Origin of the sequence: Luteibacter sp. NPDC031894 (genome assembly GCF_050273135.1) — a bacterium.
Classification (GTDB): domain Bacteria; phylum Pseudomonadota; class Gammaproteobacteria; order Xanthomonadales; family Rhodanobacteraceae; genus Luteibacter.
Genome location: NZ_JBNNMV010000005.1, coordinates 16,807 through 36,974 on the forward strand (window position 1 = coordinate 16,807; position 20,168 = coordinate 36,974).

Annotated in this window: 19 protein-coding genes; 3 read left to right on the top strand and 16 right to left on the bottom strand. The window is 68.5% G+C overall.

Features of this window, described 5'->3' with window-relative positions:
- Positions 1-20: 20 nt before the first annotated feature.
- From ACQKIE_RS13740 to ACQKIE_RS13755, 4 genes are all read right to left on the bottom strand, one after another.
- Positions 21-1,184 (bottom strand): diguanylate cyclase domain-containing protein, encoded by a 1,164-nt coding sequence (locus ACQKIE_RS13740; RefSeq protein ID WP_427459998.1) that lies wholly within the window; start codon positions 1,182-1,184, stop codon positions 21-23.
- A gap of 50 nt (positions 1,185-1,234) precedes the next feature.
- Positions 1,235-1,435, bottom strand: coding sequence for a hypothetical protein (locus ACQKIE_RS13745; RefSeq protein ID WP_427460000.1), 201 nt, complete (start codon positions 1,433-1,435; stop codon positions 1,235-1,237).
- Between the two features lie 86 nt (positions 1,436-1,521).
- The gene (locus ACQKIE_RS13750) at positions 1,522-3,222 is read right to left on the bottom strand and encodes an ATP-binding cassette domain-containing protein (protein ID WP_427460002.1); all 1,701 of its coding nucleotides are present in this window, start codon (positions 3,220-3,222) and stop codon (positions 1,522-1,524) included.
- Position 3,223: 1 nt separating this feature from the next.
- Entirely contained in the window at positions 3,224-4,267 is a 1,044-nt protein-coding gene (locus ACQKIE_RS13755; RefSeq protein WP_427460004.1) for a serine kinase, read from the bottom strand.
- Positions 4,268-4,380: 113 nt separating this feature from the next.
- On the opposite strand from ACQKIE_RS13755, the gene ACQKIE_RS13760 reads away from it, so the two are divergent.
- Positions 4,381-5,907: a B12-binding domain-containing radical SAM protein gene (locus ACQKIE_RS13760; RefSeq protein WP_427460006.1), complete on the top strand. Its 1,527-nt coding sequence runs from the start codon at positions 4,381-4,383 to the stop codon at positions 5,905-5,907.
- A 9-nt stretch (positions 5,908-5,916) separates the two neighbouring features.
- Positions 5,917-7,122: a nucleotidyltransferase family protein gene (locus ACQKIE_RS13765; protein ID WP_427460008.1), complete on the top strand. Its 1,206-nt coding sequence runs from the start codon at positions 5,917-5,919 to the stop codon at positions 7,120-7,122.
- A gap of 47 nt (positions 7,123-7,169) precedes the next feature.
- On the opposite strand, the gene ACQKIE_RS13770 is transcribed toward ACQKIE_RS13765, so the two are convergent.
- Genes ACQKIE_RS13770 through ACQKIE_RS13825 form a run of 12 tightly spaced genes read right to left on the bottom strand, consistent with a single transcriptional unit; the run spans position 7,170 to position 19,441 of the window.
- Positions 7,170-8,264, bottom strand: coding sequence for a glycosyltransferase family 4 protein (locus tag ACQKIE_RS13770; RefSeq protein ID WP_427460010.1), 1,095 nt, complete (start codon positions 8,262-8,264; stop codon positions 7,170-7,172).
- Complete coding sequence (locus tag ACQKIE_RS13775) at positions 8,261-9,373, bottom strand: glycosyltransferase family 4 protein (RefSeq protein WP_427460012.1); 1,113 nt, start codon at positions 9,371-9,373, stop codon at positions 8,261-8,263. Before ACQKIE_RS13775 ends, ACQKIE_RS13770 begins: the two co-directional genes overlap by 4 nt.
- Before the next feature lie 19 nt (positions 9,374-9,392).
- Positions 9,393-10,904 (bottom strand): B12-binding domain-containing radical SAM protein, encoded by a 1,512-nt coding sequence (locus ACQKIE_RS13780; protein WP_427460014.1) that lies wholly within the window; start codon positions 10,902-10,904, stop codon positions 9,393-9,395.
- Positions 10,901-11,623 (bottom strand): class I SAM-dependent methyltransferase, encoded by a 723-nt coding sequence (locus ACQKIE_RS13785; RefSeq protein ID WP_427460016.1) that lies wholly within the window; start codon positions 11,621-11,623, stop codon positions 10,901-10,903. The genes ACQKIE_RS13780 and ACQKIE_RS13785 overlap by 4 nt, the downstream gene beginning before the upstream one ends.
- Positions 11,620-12,834, bottom strand: a complete 1,215-nt coding sequence (locus ACQKIE_RS13790) for an amidohydrolase family protein (protein ID WP_427460018.1) — start codon at positions 12,832-12,834, stop codon at positions 11,620-11,622. Before ACQKIE_RS13790 ends, ACQKIE_RS13785 begins: the two co-directional genes overlap by 4 nt.
- A gap of 2 nt (positions 12,835-12,836) precedes the next feature.
- The gene (locus ACQKIE_RS13795) at positions 12,837-13,682 is read right to left on the bottom strand and encodes a class I SAM-dependent methyltransferase (protein WP_427460020.1); all 846 of its coding nucleotides are present in this window, start codon (positions 13,680-13,682) and stop codon (positions 12,837-12,839) included.
- Positions 13,683-13,717: 35 nt separating this feature from the next.
- A complete protein-coding gene (locus ACQKIE_RS13800) occupies positions 13,718-14,557 on the bottom strand; it encodes a Wzz/FepE/Etk N-terminal domain-containing protein (protein ID WP_427460022.1) in 840 nt (279 codons plus the stop codon).
- A complete protein-coding gene (locus tag ACQKIE_RS13805; RefSeq protein WP_427460024.1) occupies positions 14,530-15,711 on the bottom strand; it encodes a hypothetical protein in 1,182 nt (393 codons plus the stop codon). The genes ACQKIE_RS13800 and ACQKIE_RS13805 overlap by 28 nt, the downstream gene beginning before the upstream one ends.
- Positions 15,708-16,646, bottom strand: coding sequence for a glycosyltransferase family 2 protein (locus ACQKIE_RS13810; protein WP_427460026.1), 939 nt, complete (start codon positions 16,644-16,646; stop codon positions 15,708-15,710). Before ACQKIE_RS13810 ends, ACQKIE_RS13805 begins: the two co-directional genes overlap by 4 nt.
- A gap of 1 nt (position 16,647) precedes the next feature.
- On the bottom strand, positions 16,648-17,898 hold the full coding sequence (locus tag ACQKIE_RS13815; protein ID WP_427460028.1) for an O-antigen translocase: 1,251 nt from the start codon (positions 17,896-17,898) through the stop codon (positions 16,648-16,650).
- A complete protein-coding gene (locus ACQKIE_RS13820; protein WP_427460030.1) occupies positions 17,895-19,022 on the bottom strand; it encodes a DegT/DnrJ/EryC1/StrS family aminotransferase in 1,128 nt (375 codons plus the stop codon). The genes ACQKIE_RS13815 and ACQKIE_RS13820 overlap by 4 nt, the downstream gene beginning before the upstream one ends.
- A complete protein-coding gene (locus tag ACQKIE_RS13825; protein WP_427460032.1) occupies positions 19,016-19,441 on the bottom strand; it encodes a sugar 3,4-ketoisomerase in 426 nt (141 codons plus the stop codon). Before ACQKIE_RS13825 ends, ACQKIE_RS13820 begins: the two co-directional genes overlap by 7 nt.
- Positions 19,442-19,579: 138 nt before the next feature.
- On the opposite strand from ACQKIE_RS13825, the gene ACQKIE_RS13830 reads away from it, so the two are divergent.
- A complete protein-coding gene (locus ACQKIE_RS13830; protein WP_427460034.1) occupies positions 19,580-20,128 on the top strand; it encodes a cytochrome b in 549 nt (182 codons plus the stop codon).
- Positions 20,129-20,168 lie beyond the last annotated feature (40 nt).

Consider the following 20,168-nt stretch of genomic DNA (forward strand, 5'->3'; position numbering starts at 1 on the left):
CGGAGGTGGGCCATTATGACTCAGAGGAGCACGCAGCGATTCCGGCCCGCCCTTTTCGCCGCGTAGAGCGCGCGATCCGCGCGGTCGAACGCATCCGCCGCTTCTTCGTGCGCCGCGAAGCGCGTGACGCCGCCGGACATCGTGACGGTGACCGGCCGGGAACTGGCGTGGAAGGCCAGCTTCTCCACGGTGTCACAGAGGCGCTGTGCCAGCGACTCCGCCTCGGCAGGCGACAGGTGGCGAAACACCACGACGAACTCTTCGCCGCCATAGCGGGCGACGAAGGCACGGCCTTCGAGTTCGCGCGCCAGTGTCTGGCCGACAATGCGCAGCACGGCGTCGCCGGCCGCGTGGCCATAGGTGTCGTTGATCGACTTGAAGTGATCGATATCGAAGGCGCCGACACAGGTCATGCCACCGTTGCGTACCTCGGGCGCCACCTCGGCCATGTGCCGTTCGTACGCCAGCCGGTTCGGCAGGCCGGTGAGGCCGTCCGTCAAGGCGAGTTCATGTTCACGGCGCAACGAATCCTGCAGGGTGCTGGCCTGGCTTTCCAGTTCCTCGACGCGATCGCGCATGCGTTCCGCGCGGTCGCGATAGGCGGCGAGCCTGGCATCCTCGCGTTCGCGATAGTCGCTGAAGTGCCGGTCGATGAGGGACAGCCTCGCATTCACTTCGGTCTGGAGGCTGGCGAGATCGACCGCCGCCAGCGTCTTCTCGCCGAGCTCGCGCATCGCCTCGCGGACCCGGGCATCGAGTTCGCGACTCCCCGCCGCTTCCGTTCCGGCCTGTTCCAACTCGCCCGCCAGGTAACGCGTCATGTCGCCAAGGCGCGCGCCCACCACGGACAGCAGTTCCTGGAGGCGCGCGATATCCGCGCGCAGGGCATCGACGGTGGCCGCGTCCGCCACGGGATCCGGGGCGGGCGCATCGTCGATGCGGGTGACGGCTTCGGCCAGTGCGTCGAGCAGCGGTTCGATCACCGCCGGCGACGGCGTGCCCCGCAGTTCCGCGGTCAGGCGTTCGAGCAGGCTTTCCACCGGGCCGCCGGACGGCCTCGCCAGGGCGACGAGACGCAGCGCAAGGCGGCGCAACATCTCTTCGACGGCGCGAAACGCGCGCTCGTCGCTTTCCATCCGTTCCAGCGCAAGATGGTATTTGCGCTCCCAGACATCGCGTTCCAAGCAATTCCCCGATCCCGTGGCCCTGGCGGCATCGTACGACGAAGCAGGCCTCAGCCGTTCACCGGGCGGAGCATCCGGCAGATGCCGGTGATCGGTCGGTGCGGTCCGCACGGGTCCATCCGCCAGGGATCGCTCGTCCGGTGCCCGGCCAACGCGTCGAAGGACGGACGAGCGGCGCCTCCCGCCGCGCCGCAGGCAAGCGACAGCATGATGCCCATGACGAGTGCGACGGTCCGGATCCCGATGCGCATGGCCTTCTCCCCTGGTTGCCATGCCGACGTTAGGGCCCGCGGCCGCGGCAGACAATAGACCGAACGTCCGGTGCCACCCGGCCGGCTCAGGCCGTCACTGGGGTGACGTGCCGCCGGACGACGGCCTGCTCGGCATCGATGGCGACGGACTGCTCCGCCAGCGCCGCGACGCCGGGTCGATGCGACACCACGAGGAGGATGGTGTCCGGCAAGCGACGCTTCAGGGCCGCCAGCACGTTCAGTTCGGAGGCCGCGTCCAGGGCGCTGGTCGCCTCGTCCAACACGGCCAGGCGCGGCTGGCGAAGGATGACCTGGGCCAACAGGAGGCGCTGCAGTTCACCGCCGGAAAGGCGGCTCGACGCGTCCGCCAGCGCGGTGTCGAGACCCGTCGCAGTGTCGTCCAGGCGGCGGTCCAGCCCGACATCGGCGAGCGCCCGACGCAACGTCGCGTCGTCGGCCTCCGGGGCTGCCCACGCCAGGCATTCGCGCACCGAATGCTGCCACAAGCGAACCCCCTGGCTGACGTAGGCACCCTTGCGGACCAGGAGGCGGTACGCCGCGACATCGAGCGGCCCGTCGACGGTATGCGCCGAGAACGTTTCCGGCGGCGCCATGCCGGCGAGGACGTCCACGACGCTTGTCTTTCCGATGCCGGAGTCGCCGCAGACGAGGGTCAGCTCTCCGGGCACCAGCGTCAGGCCCGCGACTTCGATCCCTCGCATGGGCGGTCGCACGAGCACGCGGTCGATGATGATGGTGACGGCAAGGGAGGGCGTTTCCGCGGCCGCAAGCACCGACGCGGCGGGGAGTGCCATGTACCGCTGCCATAGATCGAGGGCAGGCACCGCCGCGCGCAGTTGTTGAAAGCTCTGCCGCGTGGTCGCGACATAGGGCAGCAGGCGTCCGAGCAGGAGGCATACGGCAACCAGCGAGGCGCCGTCGATGCCGTGCCAGCGCCGCGCCAGCAAGAACAGGCCGGCGATGCCGGCGGCGGACACCAGTTCGAGTACCAGCCTGCCGGAGGCGATCAGTTCGAATTGCCGCGCATAGCCGTGCGCAAGTCCCGCGGCCACGTCTCCGTAGCTCGCCTTCTCCGCCCCTTCGCGCCCGAAGGAACGGACGTGGCGCAGTCGGCGAGGGAGGTCTTCGCTATGCCAGAACAGACGGGTCATGCCGGCGACATACGCCCTCGCCACCTCGGTCTGTTCGTGACCGAACGCACGCGCCGCCAGCAGCCCCGCCGCGGCGAACAGCGGCACCGCGAGCATCAGCGGGGGCGACACCCAGAAGGCGAAAGCGAGGTTGACGGCCGCGGTCGTGCCCGCCACGAGCAGCTGTTGCAACGCACTGAAGCCCTGCACGGCGACCTCGGTGTTGTGCGTGAGCACGTTTGCGATCTCGGCCGAGGTGGCATCCGCGAGCGCTGGCAGAGGGGCATCGACGAGGCGTGCCTGCACGCGGCGCCGCAGCACCATGCCATAACGCGCCGTGAGTCGCGCGCCCCGGCGCGAGGCTTGCCAGCGCAGGAGCGCGAAGCAAGCGATCGCCACGGCGAAGAGGACCGCCGGCGCGTCGCCGTCGCGCGCCGGAAGCAGGAAACGCGGCAAAGAAAGGTCGTGCGCGGGTTGCACCAGCGGCACCAGCAGCAACGCGGCGACGCTTCCCGCGAGCGCCGAGCCGAGCGAGAGCGCGACGTAGATGGCGACCTTTCCGCCATCGCCGCGCGGCAAGGTTTCCAGCAAGGCGCGCAGTGGAGAACGATGTCGCGTGGGCAGCGTGTCGGCCATGTCAGCCGGGCTTGTCGCAGCGGTCGAGGAGCCGGTCGAGTGCACGTATCCCATCGCGAGGGTGCTCGCCGCGGCGCAGTTCGTGGATACCTGCACGCGTGATCCGCGACACGAAGCGATCCCATCCCGCGTGTCCCGCCGCGTAGCGCTGGTCGGCGGCAAGCATCGGCGCGGCAAGTTCCCATGGCACGGGCTGGAGCAGCTCTGCCCGATCGCCCGCGGGCTTGTTCGAGACGAACACCGCGCCCGCGAGCCGCAGCGGGGCGGACGCGGCCGACGCGGGCCGCGCACGCAGGTCGGCTTCGTACTTGGCGACGCCGCTGCGCCTGCGGATGACGGTCGAACCGCCGATCCATCCTCGCGCCGTGGTGTCGTCGACGAAACGCAACGTGTCGTCCTTGACGTGCAGGAAATTCGCCACGCCTGTCGCAAGGAGGGTTTCGGCGTGCACGAAAACGCTGTCTTCCGCCAGCAGCTCCATGCCGTCGAGCACGCCTTGCAGCGCCAGGGTCGACTTGCCCGCGCCGCTGGCGCCGAGGAGCAACACGCCCACGCCGTCCCTGCCGATGCACGCACCGTGCAAGGGCACGAGGTCCAGCACGCGCGATGCCAGGAGGAACACGGCGAATTCGATCAACTCGTAACGCACGTGGTACGGGAAGGCGAGCATGTCCTCCGAGACGACGATGAGCGCACGCCGCTGCGCAGGCGACAGCACGAGGTAGTTCGCCGCGTCGACGACGCCACAAAGCAAACCCTTGCCTCCTTGCATGCGGACCGGCGCCGGCTCCTCCGGAACATCGCCCGGCGCGCGTGCCACCACGCGTAACTCGATGTGGAATTCGGGCGAGACTCCGGGCAAGCGATGCGCGGGGAGACCGCCGTACGCCGCTTCGACCATCTCGAGCAAGGCGATGCTGTCGCTCTCGAAGCGAAAGCGGCCGCCGAGGACGTGCCGGCTCATGCAGATCGCCGGACGCACCCTCTCGCCGAAAGGATCGGACAAGGGATCGTCGCGCAGGGAGACAGGGCTGGGGAACATCATTGCCGGTCGATCATCTTCTGGTCGCAACACTGGACCGTGGGTGCCACGCGTCCCTGGAATGGTTGTCCCTCCCGACAACGCAACCTCCCGCCGGGGGCCCGGCACTTACGACCATGGCAGCGTCGCCCACGCGGCGTCCCGATGGTTTCGTCCAAGGCTTCCAACCGATGCTGAAGATCCAGGTAGGCCACTCCTATTTCCTCCGCTACGACAGGAAACAGTGGGAGCGCGGCAAGCCCTATCCGCCCCTGGCGACGATCCAGGTGGCCGCGCTGCTGCGGCGCATGGGCCATTCGCTGTCGTTGTTCGACGCCATGCTTTCCGACGGTGTCGAGGCGTACATGCCGGCATTCCGCGCGGCGGGCCCCGACCTCGTCGTCTTCTACGAGGACAATTTCAACTTCCTCACCAAGATGTGCCTGGGACGGATGCGCGAAGCGGCGTGCCGCATGATCGCGGAGGCCCGCGCCGCCGGCGCCCGCGTCATCGTCGCGGGCTCCGATGCCTCCGACCAGCCCGAACCATTCCTTGCCGCGGGAGCGGACGCGGTCCTCGTCGGCGAAGGCATCGGGGCATTATCCGCGCTCGTCGAGCGGCTGGAACGACATCCGGATATCGACGACGAGGCATGGACCGCCGGCCTGTCCGGCGTCGCCACCCTCGTCGACGGCGCCGTGCGGACTGGTCGTATCGGACCACAACCACCGGACCCGCGCGTGGTGGGCCAGCCGGCCTGGGATTTGCTCGACATCGAGCAATACCGCGATTTCTGGCGTGACCGGCACGGCTACTTCAGCCTCAACATGGCCGCCTCGCGAGGGTGCCCCTTCCGTTGCAACTGGTGTGCGAAACCCATCTGGGGCAATCACTACAACCAGCGACCCGCGCAGGAAGTGGCGGCGGAAATGACCTGGCTGAAGCAAACGTACGCTCCGGACCATATCTGGATGGCCGACGATATCTTCGGCTTTCGCGCCGACTGGGTAAGCGAGTTCGCCGAACACCTGCAGCAGGAGGACGGATCGATCCCGTTCACCATCCAGACGCGCGCCGACCTCGCCAGCGAGCGCATGTGCGCCGCCCTCGCGAAGGCCGGTTGCTCCGAAGCCTGGATCGGCGCGGAGAGCGGAAGCCAGCGCGTGCTCGACCGCATGACGAAAGGCACCCGCGTGCCTGAGCTCATCGGGGCCCGGCATCGCCTCGGCGACCACGGCATCCGCGTGGGCTTCTTCATCCAGCTCGGCTACATCGGCGAGCAGCTCGACGACCTGCTCGCCACACGCGAACTCGTGGCGGAGGCCGCGCCGGACGACATCGGCGTCAGCGTGTCCTATCCCTTGCCCGGCACGAAGTTCTTCGAGGAAGTGAAGGCCCAGCTCGGCCGCAAGACGCACTGGGAAGACAGCGCCGACCTGGCCATGATGTTCCGCGGCGCGTACGACTCCGACTTCTATCGCGCCTTCCGCGACCTCCTGCACGACCAGGTCACGCTGCGACAGAACGGCCCCGACCAGATCGCCGAGGCGTCGCTACGCCAGCGCTGGAACGCGTTGATCGCGAGCGAACGATCGCACCGCAGCGACGAGCCCACGTTGCCGTCGTCCACGGCATGGCAGAGCGTCGCCCTGCCTATCGTCTGAGGCCACACCATGTCACCTCCGCTCAAGCTCGTACGTCGCGGCCTCCAGGACACCACCGAGGTGCTCGCCATGGAACTGGCGCTGGCGCTGCCCGGCACCGAGATGCCGCGCTGGAACGAACTCGAGTGGCGGCTCGCGACCGCGGCGGCGGTAGCCCATGGCATCTCGCCGCTGCTGTGCCGCTTCTCCACATGGCAGCGGCCGGCCTGGCGGCGTTTCCTCGTCGAGCAGCGCGGACACGTCGCGCAGCGGCACGAACGGATCGCCGCGTTGCTTCGCCGCATCGACGACGATGCCCGCGTCGCCGGAGTGCCTCTCATGGCATTGAAGGGCGCCGCGCTGCATGCGCTCGGCCTGTATGCACCGGGCGACCGGCCGATGGCGGACATCGACCTTCTCGTCGACGATGCCAACGTCGACGCGGCTACCGCACTGCTCACCGCCCTGGGTTACGAAGCGTCCTTCGTACAGTGGAAGCACCGCGTGTTCAAGCCGGCCGGCCTGCCGCCGGTAACTGGCCTGGGCGAACACCGTGACACGCCGATCAACATCGAGCTGCACACGCGCATCCACGAACGCCTGCCGGTCGCAACGGTCGACATCACCGCGCAGGTTCGTCCGCACGCCGCGCAGCCGGGTCTCAACGCCTATCCCTCCGCGGGAGCGCTGATGAACCATCTCCTCCTGCATGCCGCGGGAAATATCTGCGGACGCAGCCTGCGCCTCATCCACCTCAACGACATCGCGCTGCTGGCCACGCGCATGGCCCCTGGTGACTGGGCACCGCTTTGGGCCGACAGCGCACCGTGGTGGGCGTTACCTCCGCTGCGACTGGTCGCGCGTTATTACCGGGACGCGGTGCCCAAGGCCGTGTTGTCCCGACTCGAACGCGCTTGCCCACCGCTGCTCCGGCTCTTCGCGAGGCGACAGACGCTGACCCGTCTTTCCTGCTCGAACCTTTGGTTGAACGCCCTGCCCGGCCTGGAGTGGTCGCGCTCGCCCGCCGACGCCGCGCGTTACCTGAAGAATCGCCTTCGCCCCACGCAGGAAAGCATCGAGGAGCGTGCGGACATGGTCCGCACACAGGCGTGGTTGCAGGGCCAGGACTGGGTCACGCTCGGCCATCGCCGGCGCCTCCTGACCTGGCTCACGCGGCCGGTGCCGCGCATGGACACCTTGTACGTCGTGGGCAAGGCGCTGGAATACGGAACCTGATCGTCGACCTGACGCGAGGTACGCTTCCCTCGCCGCCATGGCGGCTCCTACACCAGGTTCGCGTAGAGCGCCTGGAAGGATGCCGCCGTGTGATCGGCGTCTTCCGCCAACGCCCGGCGCTGTGCTTCCGCCGCGATGCGCATGCGCAGGCCGTCATCGTCGGTGAGCTGGGAAATGGCGTTCGCGAGGGCGTCGGCATCGCCCACCGGGACGGCGAGCGCCGCGTCCGGTGCCCACTCGACGAAATGGCCGACCGCGGTTCCCACCGAGGGCACGCCGGCCACCGCCGCCTCGAGGAGCGCCAGCGGCCCCGCTTCGTGCAGTGACGACATGACGAGGAGGTCGGCCGATGCCATCAGCGGACGCAATTCGCGCTGGGTTCGAAAGCCGAGGAAATGGATGCGCTGCTCGAGACCGAGGTCGCGCGCCAGATGGTGGATGTCGCCGTCCAGCGTGTCGACGCCGACGATGCGGAGTTCGAAGTCCACGCCGGCCTTCGCCAGTTTCGCCAGCGCCCGCAGCAAGGTCGGCTGGTCCTTCACGCGATTGAGGCTGGCGACGTGGACGAACCGGATGGGGCCCGACCCGCGAGCTCTCGGCGCAAGCGTCTCCCAGTCCGCCGTGTCGACGCCCAGCGGTACGCGTTGTGCCCGGATTCCCAGTCCCGACAAGGCGGCGAGGATCGGTGCGCTGGCGGCCGTGACGACATCCGCCGCGCGCAACACCAGGGCTTCCCGTAAACGGCCGCGCCACTTTCGGCGCCCGCCGTAGTCGATGGACGCGAGGGCTACGAGCTCGCCTCCTGCGATGTGCACCAGGCTGGGACGGCCTAGCAGCTTAGCCGCGGCGACCGCGATGAGACCGCAATGACCGGAGAAGATCGCCTGCACCACGTCGAACGGCCCGAGGTGGTGCTCCGCCCGGATGGCCTGGATGGCGCGCCAGACGGTGCGTCCCGCGCCGATGTTATGGATCGTCGCCCCGACCAGCGACCACGACGCCGGCAACGGCTCCTGGTGCAGGGCGAAGACATGCACCGAGTGCCGACGCGCCAGTCGCGCGATCAGCGCGACGAACGCGGGGATGATCCGCTCTTCGCCGCTTCGATCCACCCCGCCGGGAAGGACGATCGCGATCTTCATCGCGCCTCCTTGGCCGCGATCAGCGCCGCATAGGCCGAGGCCCAGCGCGCGCCCAGCGCGTCGAACGAAAGGGCGCGGTCGAAGTGCCCGCGCACGGCGCGTCGATCGACCGGCGCTTCCACGGCGGCAACCAGTGCCTTCGCCAGTGCCGCCCCGTCACCGCATGGCCAGAGCTTCCCGATACGTCCATCCGCCGTCATGGCCCTGAACGACGGGATATCCGTCACGACCGGGACAGCGCCGCAGGCGATCGCTTCCAGCAAGGCGTAACCGGCGCTCTCGGAGAGGCTGGCCGAAACAAAAAGATCGGTCGCGCGCATGAGCGCTTCGATGCGCGCATGTGGCACGTCGCCGAGGAGATGGACGCGCCCCGCCAGGCGAGGATCGGCCTCGATCCGCCGCCGCACGTCGTCGAGCAGGGGCGCGGTGCCGTACGCGCAATACAGCTGGAGATCGGGCAGGCGCTCGACGGCGCGGGCGACGCCGTCGAGCATCGTCATGGGGTCCTTGCCGGGAGCGAGGTGGCCCACGGAGAGGACGCAAGGGTCGCCACGCAATCCCGTCGCCGCGCGGGCTTCCATGCGATCGCCAGGCGTGAACCGGTTACTGCTTTCCGGAATCGCGAAGAGCTGCGTCGTGCTGGAAAAGAGGCGCTGTCGCAGGAAAGGGTCCGCCTGGCCCGGCGACGTGAACGCGATGCCCGATGCCGATCCGTACCAGCGGCGCCACGCGAAGCGGCGCAAGCCCGCGGGCACGCCGTCCGCATGGTCCTGGAGCAGGACGGGCGTTGCCGGTTGGGCGCGCGACTGGGCCGATGCGCAACGCGCATAGGCCAGGCTGTGCACGTGCACGACGTCCGGGCCGAGCGTGGCGGCGACCCGCGCGGCATGACGACCGAGTCTCCTGGCGTGGCGCGCATCGTCCGCGTCGACGAAACGGTAGTCGACGCCGTCGCGAGCCACCTGCGCATCGAAAGACGCCATCTGCACGACGGTCACGCGCGTGCCACCGCGAGCGACGATCTCGGCGATATCCACGAGCGAACGCCAGCGCGCGAGGACGTCGTCGACGGCAAGCCCTCGCGGCGCACAGCGAAAGTTGACCATCATGGCGTGCAACGCGGCCGCCTCAGAGTCCGGAAACCTGCGGGAGGCGCAGGCGCACCAGGCGATTGGCGAGGTTCAGTTCCCACGGCTTGTCGTAGCTTCGCCGGCGATACCGCCACGCCGCCATCGCGCTCAGGCCGCGCTTCGCCCACGTGGGAGAGCGCAGGTCCTGCACGGTCGGGAAGCGGCAGCGCAACACCGTCACGAAGTCCTGGATATGCCGACGAAGGTCGTCGGTCAGCCAAGGGGCATCCGCATGACAGGCGTAGTCGACCCAGCGCTTCTCCGTCCATTCTTCCGGCGTCGCGGGAAAAATGACCGGCTCGCCGTGCAGGTCGAGCAACGGCATCGACGCGCGCTTGCCGCGATCCTTCTCGTGCTTGCTGCCCTCCGGCAGGGGCGTGTAGATGTAGACGATGATTTCAGAGTGCGGATTGATCTTCTTCAGTTCGCGAATGAACTCGAACGTATGGATGGTCTCCTCTTCCGTATTCACCGGGGGCGCCACCATGAACGATAGTTCCGGGATCACGCCGTGCCGGCGGCAGAGCTCCGCCACCTCCAGCGTCTGGTCCGGGCGCGTGCCCTTGCGGATCTCCTTGAGCATTGCGCCGCTCGGTGATTCCGCGCCGATGTACGCCATGCGCAGGCGACTCTTGCGAACCAGCTTCCATGTCGACTCGGAGAGATTGAGCAGTGCATCGGAGCGGGCGTAACACCACCACGGAAGCTCCAGCTTCGCCATGATCTCCAGCAGGGGGATCATGTCGGCTTCCCTGTCGAAGAAGTTGTGGTCGAAGAACTGGATCGAATCGGCGCCCAGGTCATGCTTGAGGTAGCGGAGGTCCCGTTCGAGGCGTGCCGTCGTGGGCAACGTCGTGGCACCACCGAACATCGCCGCCACGCCACAGAAGGTGCAACGGAAGCGGCAACCGATGGCGGCCTGGTGGGCTGCCGTGCGGCGACCGAGGAAGGTGCGCGCGAGGTAGCGTCGCGGATCCCCGAGCTTGTCGTACGGAAGCACGATGCCGCTGTCGCCCAGCGAGAAGCGGCGGTTCGGGTTATGCACGACAGCGCCATCGTGCTTCCACGACAACCCCGCGATGCGGGACACGTCGCGATCCGGGCGACGCAGCGCCGCCAGCAGTTCCGGCAGGCTCTCCTCGCCCTGGCCGCGGATCGCGTAATCGACGTAGGAGGCGGACAGCGCCGTGTCGGTGTAAAGCGTCGGGAAGTAGCCGCCCCAGACGATCGGCAGGTCGGGACGGCGCTCGCGTATCGCCTTCGAGAGGGCGATCGACGGCGCCATCTGTGGGCCGCCCATCACGCTGATGCCCACGGCGTCGAAGTGCTCCTCCCCGATCGCCTGGAGCGTGGCGGCGACCACGTCGCGATCGACGTTGCCGTCCACGATGCGACTCGTCCCATGCACGTCGAGCGCGGCGGACAAGTGCAGCAGCGACAAGGGGAACCGGGCGCTCGCGCGCGAGGTAATGGTCGGGTTGACCAGCAGCGTGTTCGCGGACGGTGTCATGGCAACGGCCCGGGCAAGGGAATGGGGAGCCGGCGCAACTGGAAAACCAGGGCGACAGGCAGGTCGAGCGCCCGACGATCGAAGTGCGCACCGTCAGGGATGTCGATCGGGTCGAGCATCGGCTCGAGCACACGCTCGATCGCCAGCCCAAGCCGGAGGCACGCCGCATGCCAATCGCTATAGAGGTGCGGCGTGTGGCGCGCCGCAAAACGCTGGCCCCCCGCCTTGAAATCACGCAGCCATCCGAGGGCATGCCCTGTCGGGTGCACGTCGCTGCAGAGGATGCGTCCTCCGGGTTGGGTAACACGCCGCAACTCGCCCAGGGCCGGCTCGAGTTCATCGAGGTGGCCCACGGAGAGCCCGCACAAGGTCATGGCCGCCATGTCGTCCGGCAAGGGCAAGGCTTCGAGGTCGCCCTGGACGAGATCGACACGGGAGGCCGTGTCCACGCCGGCGAGCGCTTTGGCGGCACGCGCTAGCATTTCCGGGGAAATGTCCACGCCGTGCACGCGAGCGGCACCGCGCGCGAGCGCGTGTCGCACGTAGCGCCCGCTGCCGCAGCCGGCATCGACCACGGTGATGCCACGCAGATCAGAAGGTAGCAAGCCGAGCATGGCGCGCTCTTCGGCACGCATGACCGGATTGTGCGCCTGCGCCGGATACGTCTCGGCCCAGAGTGCATAGGCCTCCACGGGGTCGAGTATCGGGATTCCGCTCACGCCCGCTCTCCCACGCGCCGCGAGCTGCGGCCGGTCGACGCCGCCGGCTCGAGCCCGGGCTCCATCGCCAGCAGATCGGGATCGGCGAAGGCTCGCGCGAGCAGCTTCGGCTTGCCATCCAGCGTGACCGCGATGGTGTCGACGTTCGCCGCCGCGAACCAGTCGGCGAAGTCGGGATCGGCCAGGCATGGCAGGCCGTCGCGCACCACGGCGCGAAGCTCCGCACGCGTGCGGCCGACGAGGTTGTCCGCACCGGCGGCGCCGCGATCCTCGACGATGACGAGGTCCGCCACGCAGCCGGCATCGAGGTGCCCGCGGGCGGGCAATCGGAGCAGGCGCGCCGCGTCGGCGGTCGCCAGCCCGAGCAGGTCCTCGCTCGAGAGTTCGCCGCGCAAGGCTTCCTCGCGCAACTCCTCGAGCAGGTCGCGCTCGCCGCTCACGCGCGAATCGCTGCCGAGTGCCAGCCGGCCGGCGGCCTGCAACGATCGCGGATCGAGCGTGCGACCGAGGAGACGCCGGTTGCTGCCCGGGCACCAGACGACACCGGCGCCCGCGGCGATCACGCGCTCGATGTCGCGCGTGCCCATGCCGACACCGTGGACGAGCACGGTGTTGGCGGCGAGGCAGCCCATGCGATCGAGCTCGTCCAGCTCGCCCGCGGCCACGGCGTCCGTGCCTTCGGCAAGGTGGATCATCCAGGGCCTGCCGAAGGGCGTCGCCGCGAAGCTGGCCTGCACCGGTGGGCCGTACGCCGGACCATGCAGCGCATAGCTCCAGCCGTGGTCACGCAGGACGCTCACGGGAAAGTCGGGCCCGTCGAGCACCGGATGCCACGGATCGTGCTGGGCGACGCAAGTGACCCCGGCGAGGAGGTTCTTGAGTCCGCCGTGGCGCATGCGCCTTGCCTTCGGTACCGCGAGCGCGGCTACCGTCGCGGGATCCGCGAAGTGCGCCTGGAAGGCATCGATCCAGTCGTACGCATTGCGGAACACCGCGTCGCCTGGCAGAGGCGGCACGGTGTTCACCTGGAGGTGTTCGTGCGCGTTCACCAGACCGGGAAAGACGATGTGGTCGCGAAGGTCGAGCGGAAAGGCACGCGTCCCCGCCCGCGCGGCGATGCGGCCGGCACGAAGCTGGAGCGGCCCTCGTGCGCCGCCGGCCAAGGACACGCCGGTGAGGGTGAAGCCGGGAATGGAGGCCACGCCACGCATGCTCAACGCCGCTGCATCACGATCAGGAAGTGGTCGCCCATGTCCCGTAGCACAGGGAGGTGGCCGAGGCGGTCGTCCATGCGACCGAGCCGCTCGTACCAGCCCGGATGGCGCCGGTAGCGGTCGACCATGTACGGCGGCGGCAGGAACACGCTCAACCCGCGGTAGCTGGTGAGCGTGAAATGCTCCGCGAACGCCGCGTGGAACTCTCGCGGCATGTAGTACCAGGTCCAGATGGTGTGGCCGTTCATGCCCACGGCGCGCACGCCCTTCCCGAAGCGCACGCCCGCGCGGCGGAAACGACGGCGCAGCGCGTAATGTCCCAGTTCCCAGGGGCAGATGCGCCCCATGACGGAGAAGACGAGGCTGCCACCGGGACGCACCAGTCGCGCGCATTCGTGGGCGACGGCATGCAAGTCCGGCGCGCAGTTCAGCGGACCGAAGTTCGAATAGACGCCATCGAACCGGCCACCCAGCAGGTGCAATTGCTGTATGCCCAGGTGGACGGCGCTCAACCGCGATTCCACGCCGGCCTCGACGGCACGGGCGCGCGTCCGCTCGATCATCTCCGGCGACCAGTCGCTTGCGACGACGTGGTACCCGTGCCGGGCGAATTCCACGGCATCCAGGCCCGTGCCGCAACCCAGGTCGAGCAAGCGCGAGCCGGCAGGCAGTTCCGCACCGACGGTGTTCCACATCGTCGTGCGCATCCGCTGGATCAGTTCGTTATTGCCGCGCGGGCCGTCGTAGTCGGGCGCGACGCTGTCGAACGCCCGCTGCGTATCGAGCAGGCGCGTCTCGTCGAAGGGTTCGGGTACGGCCTGCGAGGCCTCTGCGTGTCGGTTCATGCCCGTATGTGCCGACGCGCGGGAATTCGGTTGAATCAGGCGGCGTGGACGGACACGCCGGCGCGCACCGGCCGCACCCGCAACGCATGCCGCGCCACGGCCGCCAGGCTCGCGAGGAACGCCGCGGCGAGCAGACCTATGCCAGCCGTGAGCAGCGTGTTGGGGAACACCCGGTCCTTCGGCGCGTAAACCGGCCATGCCGTCGACGTCTCGTACGTGTAATTGGCGAGCAGGCGGCTCGCGAGGTCGGCGCGCGCGTGCTCAAGGCCCCGGATCTCCGCATTGTTCGTTGCGAGGGCGATCGCGGCGAGTGCCGCGGTGTCACCCTTGCCCGTCGCCTCGGTCGCCAGGTGGCGGCGATTGGCCTCTGCCTCCTTCAATTCCGACTCCAGTGCGTCGAGTCGATCCCTGGCGAGCGCCAACGGCATGGCTCCGAGTCGCGAGTGGACGTCCTGGAGAACGGTCGCTGTCGCGGTAGCCAGTTGCTTCGCATCTTCCGGCGAGTAGCCGCGTACGCGCAACTTGATGATGTTGGCGTACGCCAGCTGCTCGATCTTCATGCTGCCGCGGTAGAGGCGGCCGGCGGGCCCGTCGACCGGCACGCCGACGCTGTCCAGCACGGCATCCTGGAAGTTCCTCGTCTCCAGCCGTTCGACGGTGCGCGAGAAGGCCTCGACGTGCGGATCCTGCCCCACGGGCGCCGATCCCACCTGGCCGATCTGTATCCAGGCGGTGGCTTCCCACTGGCTGCGGGCGTGGTGGAGATAGGCGAATGTCGCGGCGACGACGATGAGGCCGACACCGATAAACCAGCGCCATTCACGGACGACGATGCGCCACATGTCGATCAGGTAGATTTCGTCGTCGTTTGCCATGCCGGGAACTCGTGGTGTGGTTCGGGAGGGAGAGAGCGGGCCGCGCGCCGGTCCGGCAGCAGGGCCGCGAGAAGTTGCAACAGGAGACAGAGCGCCAGGAACCCGCCGTTCATCCAGATGAAGATCTGCGGTGCGAAGGGCGCCATCACGGAAACGTAGGCGATGCGCAGGAACATCAGCAGGCCGAACAAGGAGACGCCCTCTCCGAGCCGGCGCACGCACCAGAGGAGCAACGCATAGGCCGCGACCATGGAAGCGACCGCGCCGGCCGCACCCCATGCCAGCAGGAACGGGAGGTATTCGGTACCGACATTGATGTTCGCCGCATCGAACGGGATATCGGTGTCGGCGGTCAGCAACGGGCCGCTGCCGGGCACCAGCTGGTGGACGAGGAAGTCCGCGTTGGCGTAGTGCTTGGCGAGCATCGACGCGAAGTTGTACGGGCCCGCGCTGATGTACAGGAGCAACCATTTCACGCCTTGTGGCGCCGCCTGGTAGAGGTCGCCGAAAGGCAGGGTCACGTGCTCGATGGAGCCGGAACGCAGCGCGCCGAGCACAGAGAAAACCACGCAGCCGGTGAGCGACAGCGCGCCGATCGCCTTCCACGGCAGCGGGCGGGACGCGTCGCGGCGAAACGCCAGTACGAAGGCGATCGAAAACAGTCCCGCGAAGATGCGGTTGCGATCGATGACAAGGATCGGGAACACGAGGCCCACGGTGAGCAGGCCGTAGCGGAGCGCCCGGTGCCGCGCGCATAACAAGCCGATGACCGGCAGTGTCCAGCACATGTCGGAGATGTGCCGCAGGTGCTCACGGCCGGGCTCGAGCGTGGCGTACGACGACGGGTCGTCGATCAGCGGCACCGGGTACAGCGCCACGTCCAGCAGGCAGAAGACGACGACGACTCCCGCGAACGCGAGGGCCACGAACGCCTCCCGTGTACCCTCGTAGCGCCGCTGCCGAAAGCGTTCCGCGATGGGCAGCCTCGGTCCGAACAGCATGTCCGCGAGCATGATGCCCATGGCGGCGAGCACCAGCAGCAGGATGCCCTGCCCATAGCCCGCGGGCAGGTCGTACGTGAGGCAGGTCATGCCGCAGGCCAGGAGCATCGGCAGGCACAGGTAGGCCGAAGGCATGCGTAGGAGCGCTTTCATGCCGCGCCTATGCGGTGACGTCCGTGGCCGACGCGCAGCCTCGACATGGCCAGCAGCGAGAGGTACGCGGCCATGTGCACGGCGACGGGCCAGATCCTGCCCTGGAGGAAGGCGATCTTGGCGCCGATCCGGCAGGCCTCCGCCCGCAGTCGCGTGCGATCGGGCTCGGCGAACATGCACACCCGCCGCAAGGCGACCTCGCGCGCCTCGGTCAGGTTCACGATGCGCGTGGCGGTGTGCCGGGTCTTGCTGAAGTTCGCGCCGTGCAGGCGGTACGCGCACACCTTGACGTCGATGAACCCGATCGCGTCCCGCGCGGCAAGACGCAGGAACAAGTCCCAGTCATCGATGCGCAGGCCTTCCGTCCAACGCGCCACGGTCTCGAGAGCGCCCTTCCGCAGCATGGTGACCGGCCCGCCGATCGCCCAGTGACTGATCACCGCGCGTCGGATGCCCTCGTCGGAGCGGTACAGCCGCTTGTCGGCACCGTGCAGGTCCGACATGCCGCTATCGAGGATCTTCGTGCCCTCGCGATCGACGACCACGCAATCGCCGATGGCCGCGCCCTTCCCCGGGTGTGCCATGAGGTAGCGCACCAGCGCCTCGCAACCGCCCGGGAGGAGGAGGTCGTCGCTGGCACCGATGCGCAGGAATTCGCCGTGGGCGCGGGCGGCGAGTTCATTGAGGGTGGCGGCGATGCCCTTGTTCTCGCAGCGCACGTATTCCACCGGGATGTGGTCGCGGTGCAGCGCCAGCCATGCCTCGATCCGTGCCGCGGTGCCGTCGGTCGAACCGTCGTCGATGATGACGATCTCTTTGGCCGGATACGGGTCGGCGAGGATGCTGTCCAGGCAGTGCTGCACGAAGGCTTCGTGGTTGTATGCCGGCACCAGCACCGACACGAGCGGCATCGCGGGGAGCGTCGGCGTGGTCATGTCACAGGGTCCCCAGGTAGCGTCGCGCCACGACGAGGTTGAAGAGCAGGTACACCGCATAGTTAGCGGCGAACGCGTACATCGCGCCGATGAGCCCGAACTGCGCGGTGAACGCATGCACCAGAAGGAAATACGTGGCGGCGAAGACCAGCTCGGACACGATGAACAGTCGGGTCATGGCCTTTGCCAGCATCAGGTACGCCAGCACGAAGGACGCGACCTTCAGTACATCGCCGACCAGCTGCGGCGCGTACAGCGCATTGGCCGCGACGAAGTCGCCGCTGAAGAGCACCCGGGTGACGACGTCGCGCATCAGGTAGATGACAGCGGCCACGAGGGCTACCGCAGGCAACAGGTAGCGCCACGCCTCACGAAGCGCCGCAACCAGCGGCGCCCTCGCCTTGGCCGCCGCGAGCCGTGGCAGGTAGTGGATGTTGATCGCGGTGACGATGAACAAGAGGTACGCATCGGAAACACGCGTGACCGCCTGCCAATAGCCGACCTGCTCCCAGCCGAAGCGGGCCGCGAGGTCGTCGCGGACGGCGATGTTGACCAGGGGAGGCACCAGGGCCGAGGTGAGGGTCATCGTCGAGAAAGCGGCAAGGCGCCCGGTCATCTCGCGGTCGAAGCGCATGCGCAGCATGCCGCGGCTGAAGTAGGGACTGCGCCACCAGGCGGGAAGACCGATCACAAGCCACAGCACCTGGCCGAGCACGAGGGACAGCAGCGCGCCGTACAGGTGCAGCCAGCGTGAGAGCACGAGGGCGACCAGCATCGCCAGGATCGACCCGACGACCTGGATGAGCGCCAGCCGGCGCACGTCCATGAATCCGTTGACGACGGCGAGGATGTAGTTGACGACGGCGACGCCGAGCTGGGCAACGGCAAGCACGCGAACGAGCCCCGCGTAACCCGCGTCGCCGAGCAGCCAGGTGGCGATCCTCGCACTGAACGACCAGGTCACCAGGCCCATCGCGCAGGACGCGATGAGGGCGTACCACAGCGCGGCGGCCAACAGTCGTGACAGGCGGGCATCGTCGTCGCGGTACTCGGCCACGTACTTCACGACGGCGGAACCGATGCCGCCGCCGGCGAAGACAGCCAGAAGGGACATGAGGCTGATGAACTGCCCGAGGCGGCCGACGCCGGCGGGACCGGCGAACGAGGCGACCAGCTTCACCACCAGCAGCGCCGCGAGCAGGCGTGCGGCCGTACCGGCCGCCGCGTAGACGCCGGAGCGAAGGACATTCATGGCGCGGGGAACGCCAGGCAGGCGTCGACCACCCGTTCGACCTGTTCGTCGTCGAGGCGGGGCGACATCGGCAGGCTCAGCACCTCGTCGTGCATGCGCTCGGCAAGCGGCAGCGACAGGTGCCGCAGGCGCGGGTAAGCGTCCTGCCGGTGCGGGGGGATCGGGTAATGCACGAGCGTCTGTACGCCCGCCTCGGCAAGGTGCATGCGCAATGCCTCGCGCCATGCGCTGCGCACCACGAAGAGGTGCCAGACGTGCGCGCCGGGCGTGCCCTCCTCCGGCAGCCGGATGGCCGGGTGGGCGATTGCTTCGCGATAGGCGGAGGCGATGCGCCGGCGGGCCGCGTTCTCGCCATCGAGGTAGCGCAGCTTCACGCGCAACAGCGCCGCTTGCAGCTCATCCAGGCGCGAATTCACGCCTTCCCGCGCGTGCCGGTACTTTTCGAAGGACCCGTAGTTGCGCAGCGAGCGCACGGTGTCCGCTAACGTGTCGTCGTCGGTGACCACGGCGCCGGCATCGCCGAGCGCACCGAGGTTCTTGCCGGGATAGAAGCTGAAGGCGGCCGCGTCCCCGAACGAGCCCGCCTTGCGGTCGCGCATCGTGGCACCGTGCGCCTGGGCCGCGTCCTCGATCAGCAGCAGGTCATGGCGCCGCGCGATCGTGGCGAGCGCCTGCATGTCGGCAAGGCGTCCGTAAAGGTGCACGGCCACGATCGCCCGCGTGCGACGGCCACTAGCGGCCTCGATGCGTGCAGGGTCGATATTGAACGTGGCGTCGTCGGGCTCCACGGGCACCGGCACCAGGCGGTTGCCGCTCACCGCGAGGAAGGTCGCGATGAAGGTGTTGGCAGGAACGATGACTTCGTCGCCCTCGCCCAGTGCACCGAGCTCGACGTAAGCACGGAGGATCAGCGACAGCGCATCGAGCCCGTTGCCCACGCCGACGGCGTGACCGACGCCGCACCACGCCGCGAATTCGTCCTCGAATGCCGCCAGTTCGTCGCCGAGGATGTAGCGGCCGGAGTCGACGACGCGCGCGACCGCCTCTTTCAGCTCCTCCGCGTGCGCCGCGTTGACGGCGCGCAGGTCGAGGAAGGGTACGTGCTGCGAAGCAACGGCTACCACGCGGTGCCCCCCAGCCTTGCCTCGCCGCGCACTTCGTCGAGGAACTCGTCGTAATCGGTGATGTAGTCGGCCGGGTCGTAGGGCTGGTCGGCCAACACCATCAGCACGCAGTCATCGCTGAAGTCGTAGAGGTCGCGCCACACCATGCTTCCCAGGAGCAAGCCCTGCGTGGGGTCCTCGAGCGTCACCTCCGCGGGACCGGTGCCATCGTCGAGCAGGAACGTGACGCGGCCGCGGACGGCGATCGCCATCTGGTTCAGCCGTCTGTGCGCGTGCATGCCGCGATGCACATGGGCGGTCGTCGCGAAGAGGTAGTACACGCGCCGGATCGGAAAGGGAACGTTCCTTTCCTGCTCGAGCGCGACGAGCATCCCTCGGCTGTCGCCATGCGTCTGCAGGAGGATCGGTTGGATGTCCATGTTCGGGCGACCTGCTGTGCTGGCGGCGGACTCGAGCTTGAGTGCCGCGGGGCATGGCAAAAGGTTGCCCCGCCATGGCGCAACCTTCTGCGGGTCGACGGGCACTCAACCGGACATGGCTCACGAGGATGGCTGGCGATGGCGACACACGAACCGGTACCGGCGCGCCCACGAAAGCTGGTGGCGCTCCACTGGCTGACGGTCCTGTGTGTCGTTGCGGCCGCGACCCTGATCCTGCTCTGGAACGAACTGGACGGACGCGCCCTGCGCCAGTGGCTGCTCGAAGGCCATCGCCATGCGGGATTGCTGGTGCTCCTCCTCTTCTTCGCCCGCGTCGGTCTCCGCATGCGCTACGGAAAGCTGCAGCCCGGTGGCGACCATCCGCGCATCGTGCGCATCTGCGCCGGGCTGACGCATGTCGCGCTTTACGCGCTGCTCCTTGCCCTCCCGCTGCTCGGCTGGGCCATGTCCAGCGCCGCCGGGACCCCGGTGCATTTCTTCGGCCTTACCCTGCCGCCGCTCGTCGGGGAAGACGAAGACCTCGCCGATGCCTTGCAGGCCTGGCACGTGGACGCCGCATGGGCCTTGCTGGTGCTCGTCACCCTGCACCTCGGCGCCGCGCTCTGGCACCACTTCGTGCTGCGCGACCACACGCTTCGCATGATGCTACCCGGGCGCCGCCGCTGATGGGCGCGGCTCCCTGCTCGTTGCGACCCATCGACAACAG

What these genes read in the sequence shown, in the direction of transcription:
- ACQKIE_RS13745 (WP_427460000.1), bottom strand. Translation starts at nt 1,435, where the DNA reads ATGCGCATCGGGATCCGGACCGTCGCACTCGTCATGGGCATCATGCTG.
- ACQKIE_RS13750 (WP_427460002.1), bottom strand. Translation starts at nt 3,222, where the DNA reads ATGGCCGACACGCTGCCCACGCGACATCGTTCTCCACTGCGCGCCTTG.
- ACQKIE_RS13755 (WP_427460004.1), bottom strand. Translation starts at nt 4,267, where the DNA reads ATGATGTTCCCCAGCCCTGTCTCCCTGCGCGACGATCCCTTGTCCGAT.
- ACQKIE_RS13760 (WP_427460006.1), top strand. Translation starts at nt 4,381, where the DNA reads ATGGCAGCGTCGCCCACGCGGCGTCCCGATGGTTTCGTCCAAGGCTTC.
- ACQKIE_RS13765 (WP_427460008.1), top strand. Translation starts at nt 5,917, where the DNA reads ATGTCACCTCCGCTCAAGCTCGTACGTCGCGGCCTCCAGGACACCACC.
- ACQKIE_RS13770 (WP_427460010.1), bottom strand. Translation starts at nt 8,264, where the DNA reads ATGAAGATCGCGATCGTCCTTCCCGGCGGGGTGGATCGAAGCGGCGAA.
- ACQKIE_RS13775 (WP_427460012.1), bottom strand. Translation starts at nt 9,373, where the DNA reads ATGATGGTCAACTTTCGCTGTGCGCCGCGAGGGCTTGCCGTCGACGAC.
- ACQKIE_RS13780 (WP_427460014.1), bottom strand. Translation starts at nt 10,904, where the DNA reads ATGACACCGTCCGCGAACACGCTGCTGGTCAACCCGACCATTACCTCG.
- ACQKIE_RS13790 (WP_427460018.1), bottom strand. Translation starts at nt 12,834, where the DNA reads ATGCGTGGCGTGGCCTCCATTCCCGGCTTCACCCTCACCGGCGTGTCC.
- ACQKIE_RS13795 (WP_427460020.1), bottom strand. Translation starts at nt 13,682, where the DNA reads ATGAACCGACACGCAGAGGCCTCGCAGGCCGTACCCGAACCCTTCGAC.
- ACQKIE_RS13800 (WP_427460022.1), bottom strand. Translation starts at nt 14,557, where the DNA reads ATGGCAAACGACGACGAAATCTACCTGATCGACATGTGGCGCATCGTC.
- ACQKIE_RS13805 (WP_427460024.1), bottom strand. Translation starts at nt 15,711, where the DNA reads ATGAAAGCGCTCCTACGCATGCCTTCGGCCTACCTGTGCCTGCCGATG.
- ACQKIE_RS13810 (WP_427460026.1), bottom strand. Translation starts at nt 16,646, where the DNA reads ATGACCACGCCGACGCTCCCCGCGATGCCGCTCGTGTCGGTGCTGGTG.
- ACQKIE_RS13815 (WP_427460028.1), bottom strand. Translation starts at nt 17,898, where the DNA reads ATGAATGTCCTTCGCTCCGGCGTCTACGCGGCGGCCGGTACGGCCGCA.
- ACQKIE_RS13825 (WP_427460032.1), bottom strand. Translation starts at nt 19,441, where the DNA reads ATGGACATCCAACCGATCCTCCTGCAGACGCATGGCGACAGCCGAGGG.
- ACQKIE_RS13830 (WP_427460034.1), top strand. Translation starts at nt 19,580, where the DNA reads ATGGCGACACACGAACCGGTACCGGCGCGCCCACGAAAGCTGGTGGCG.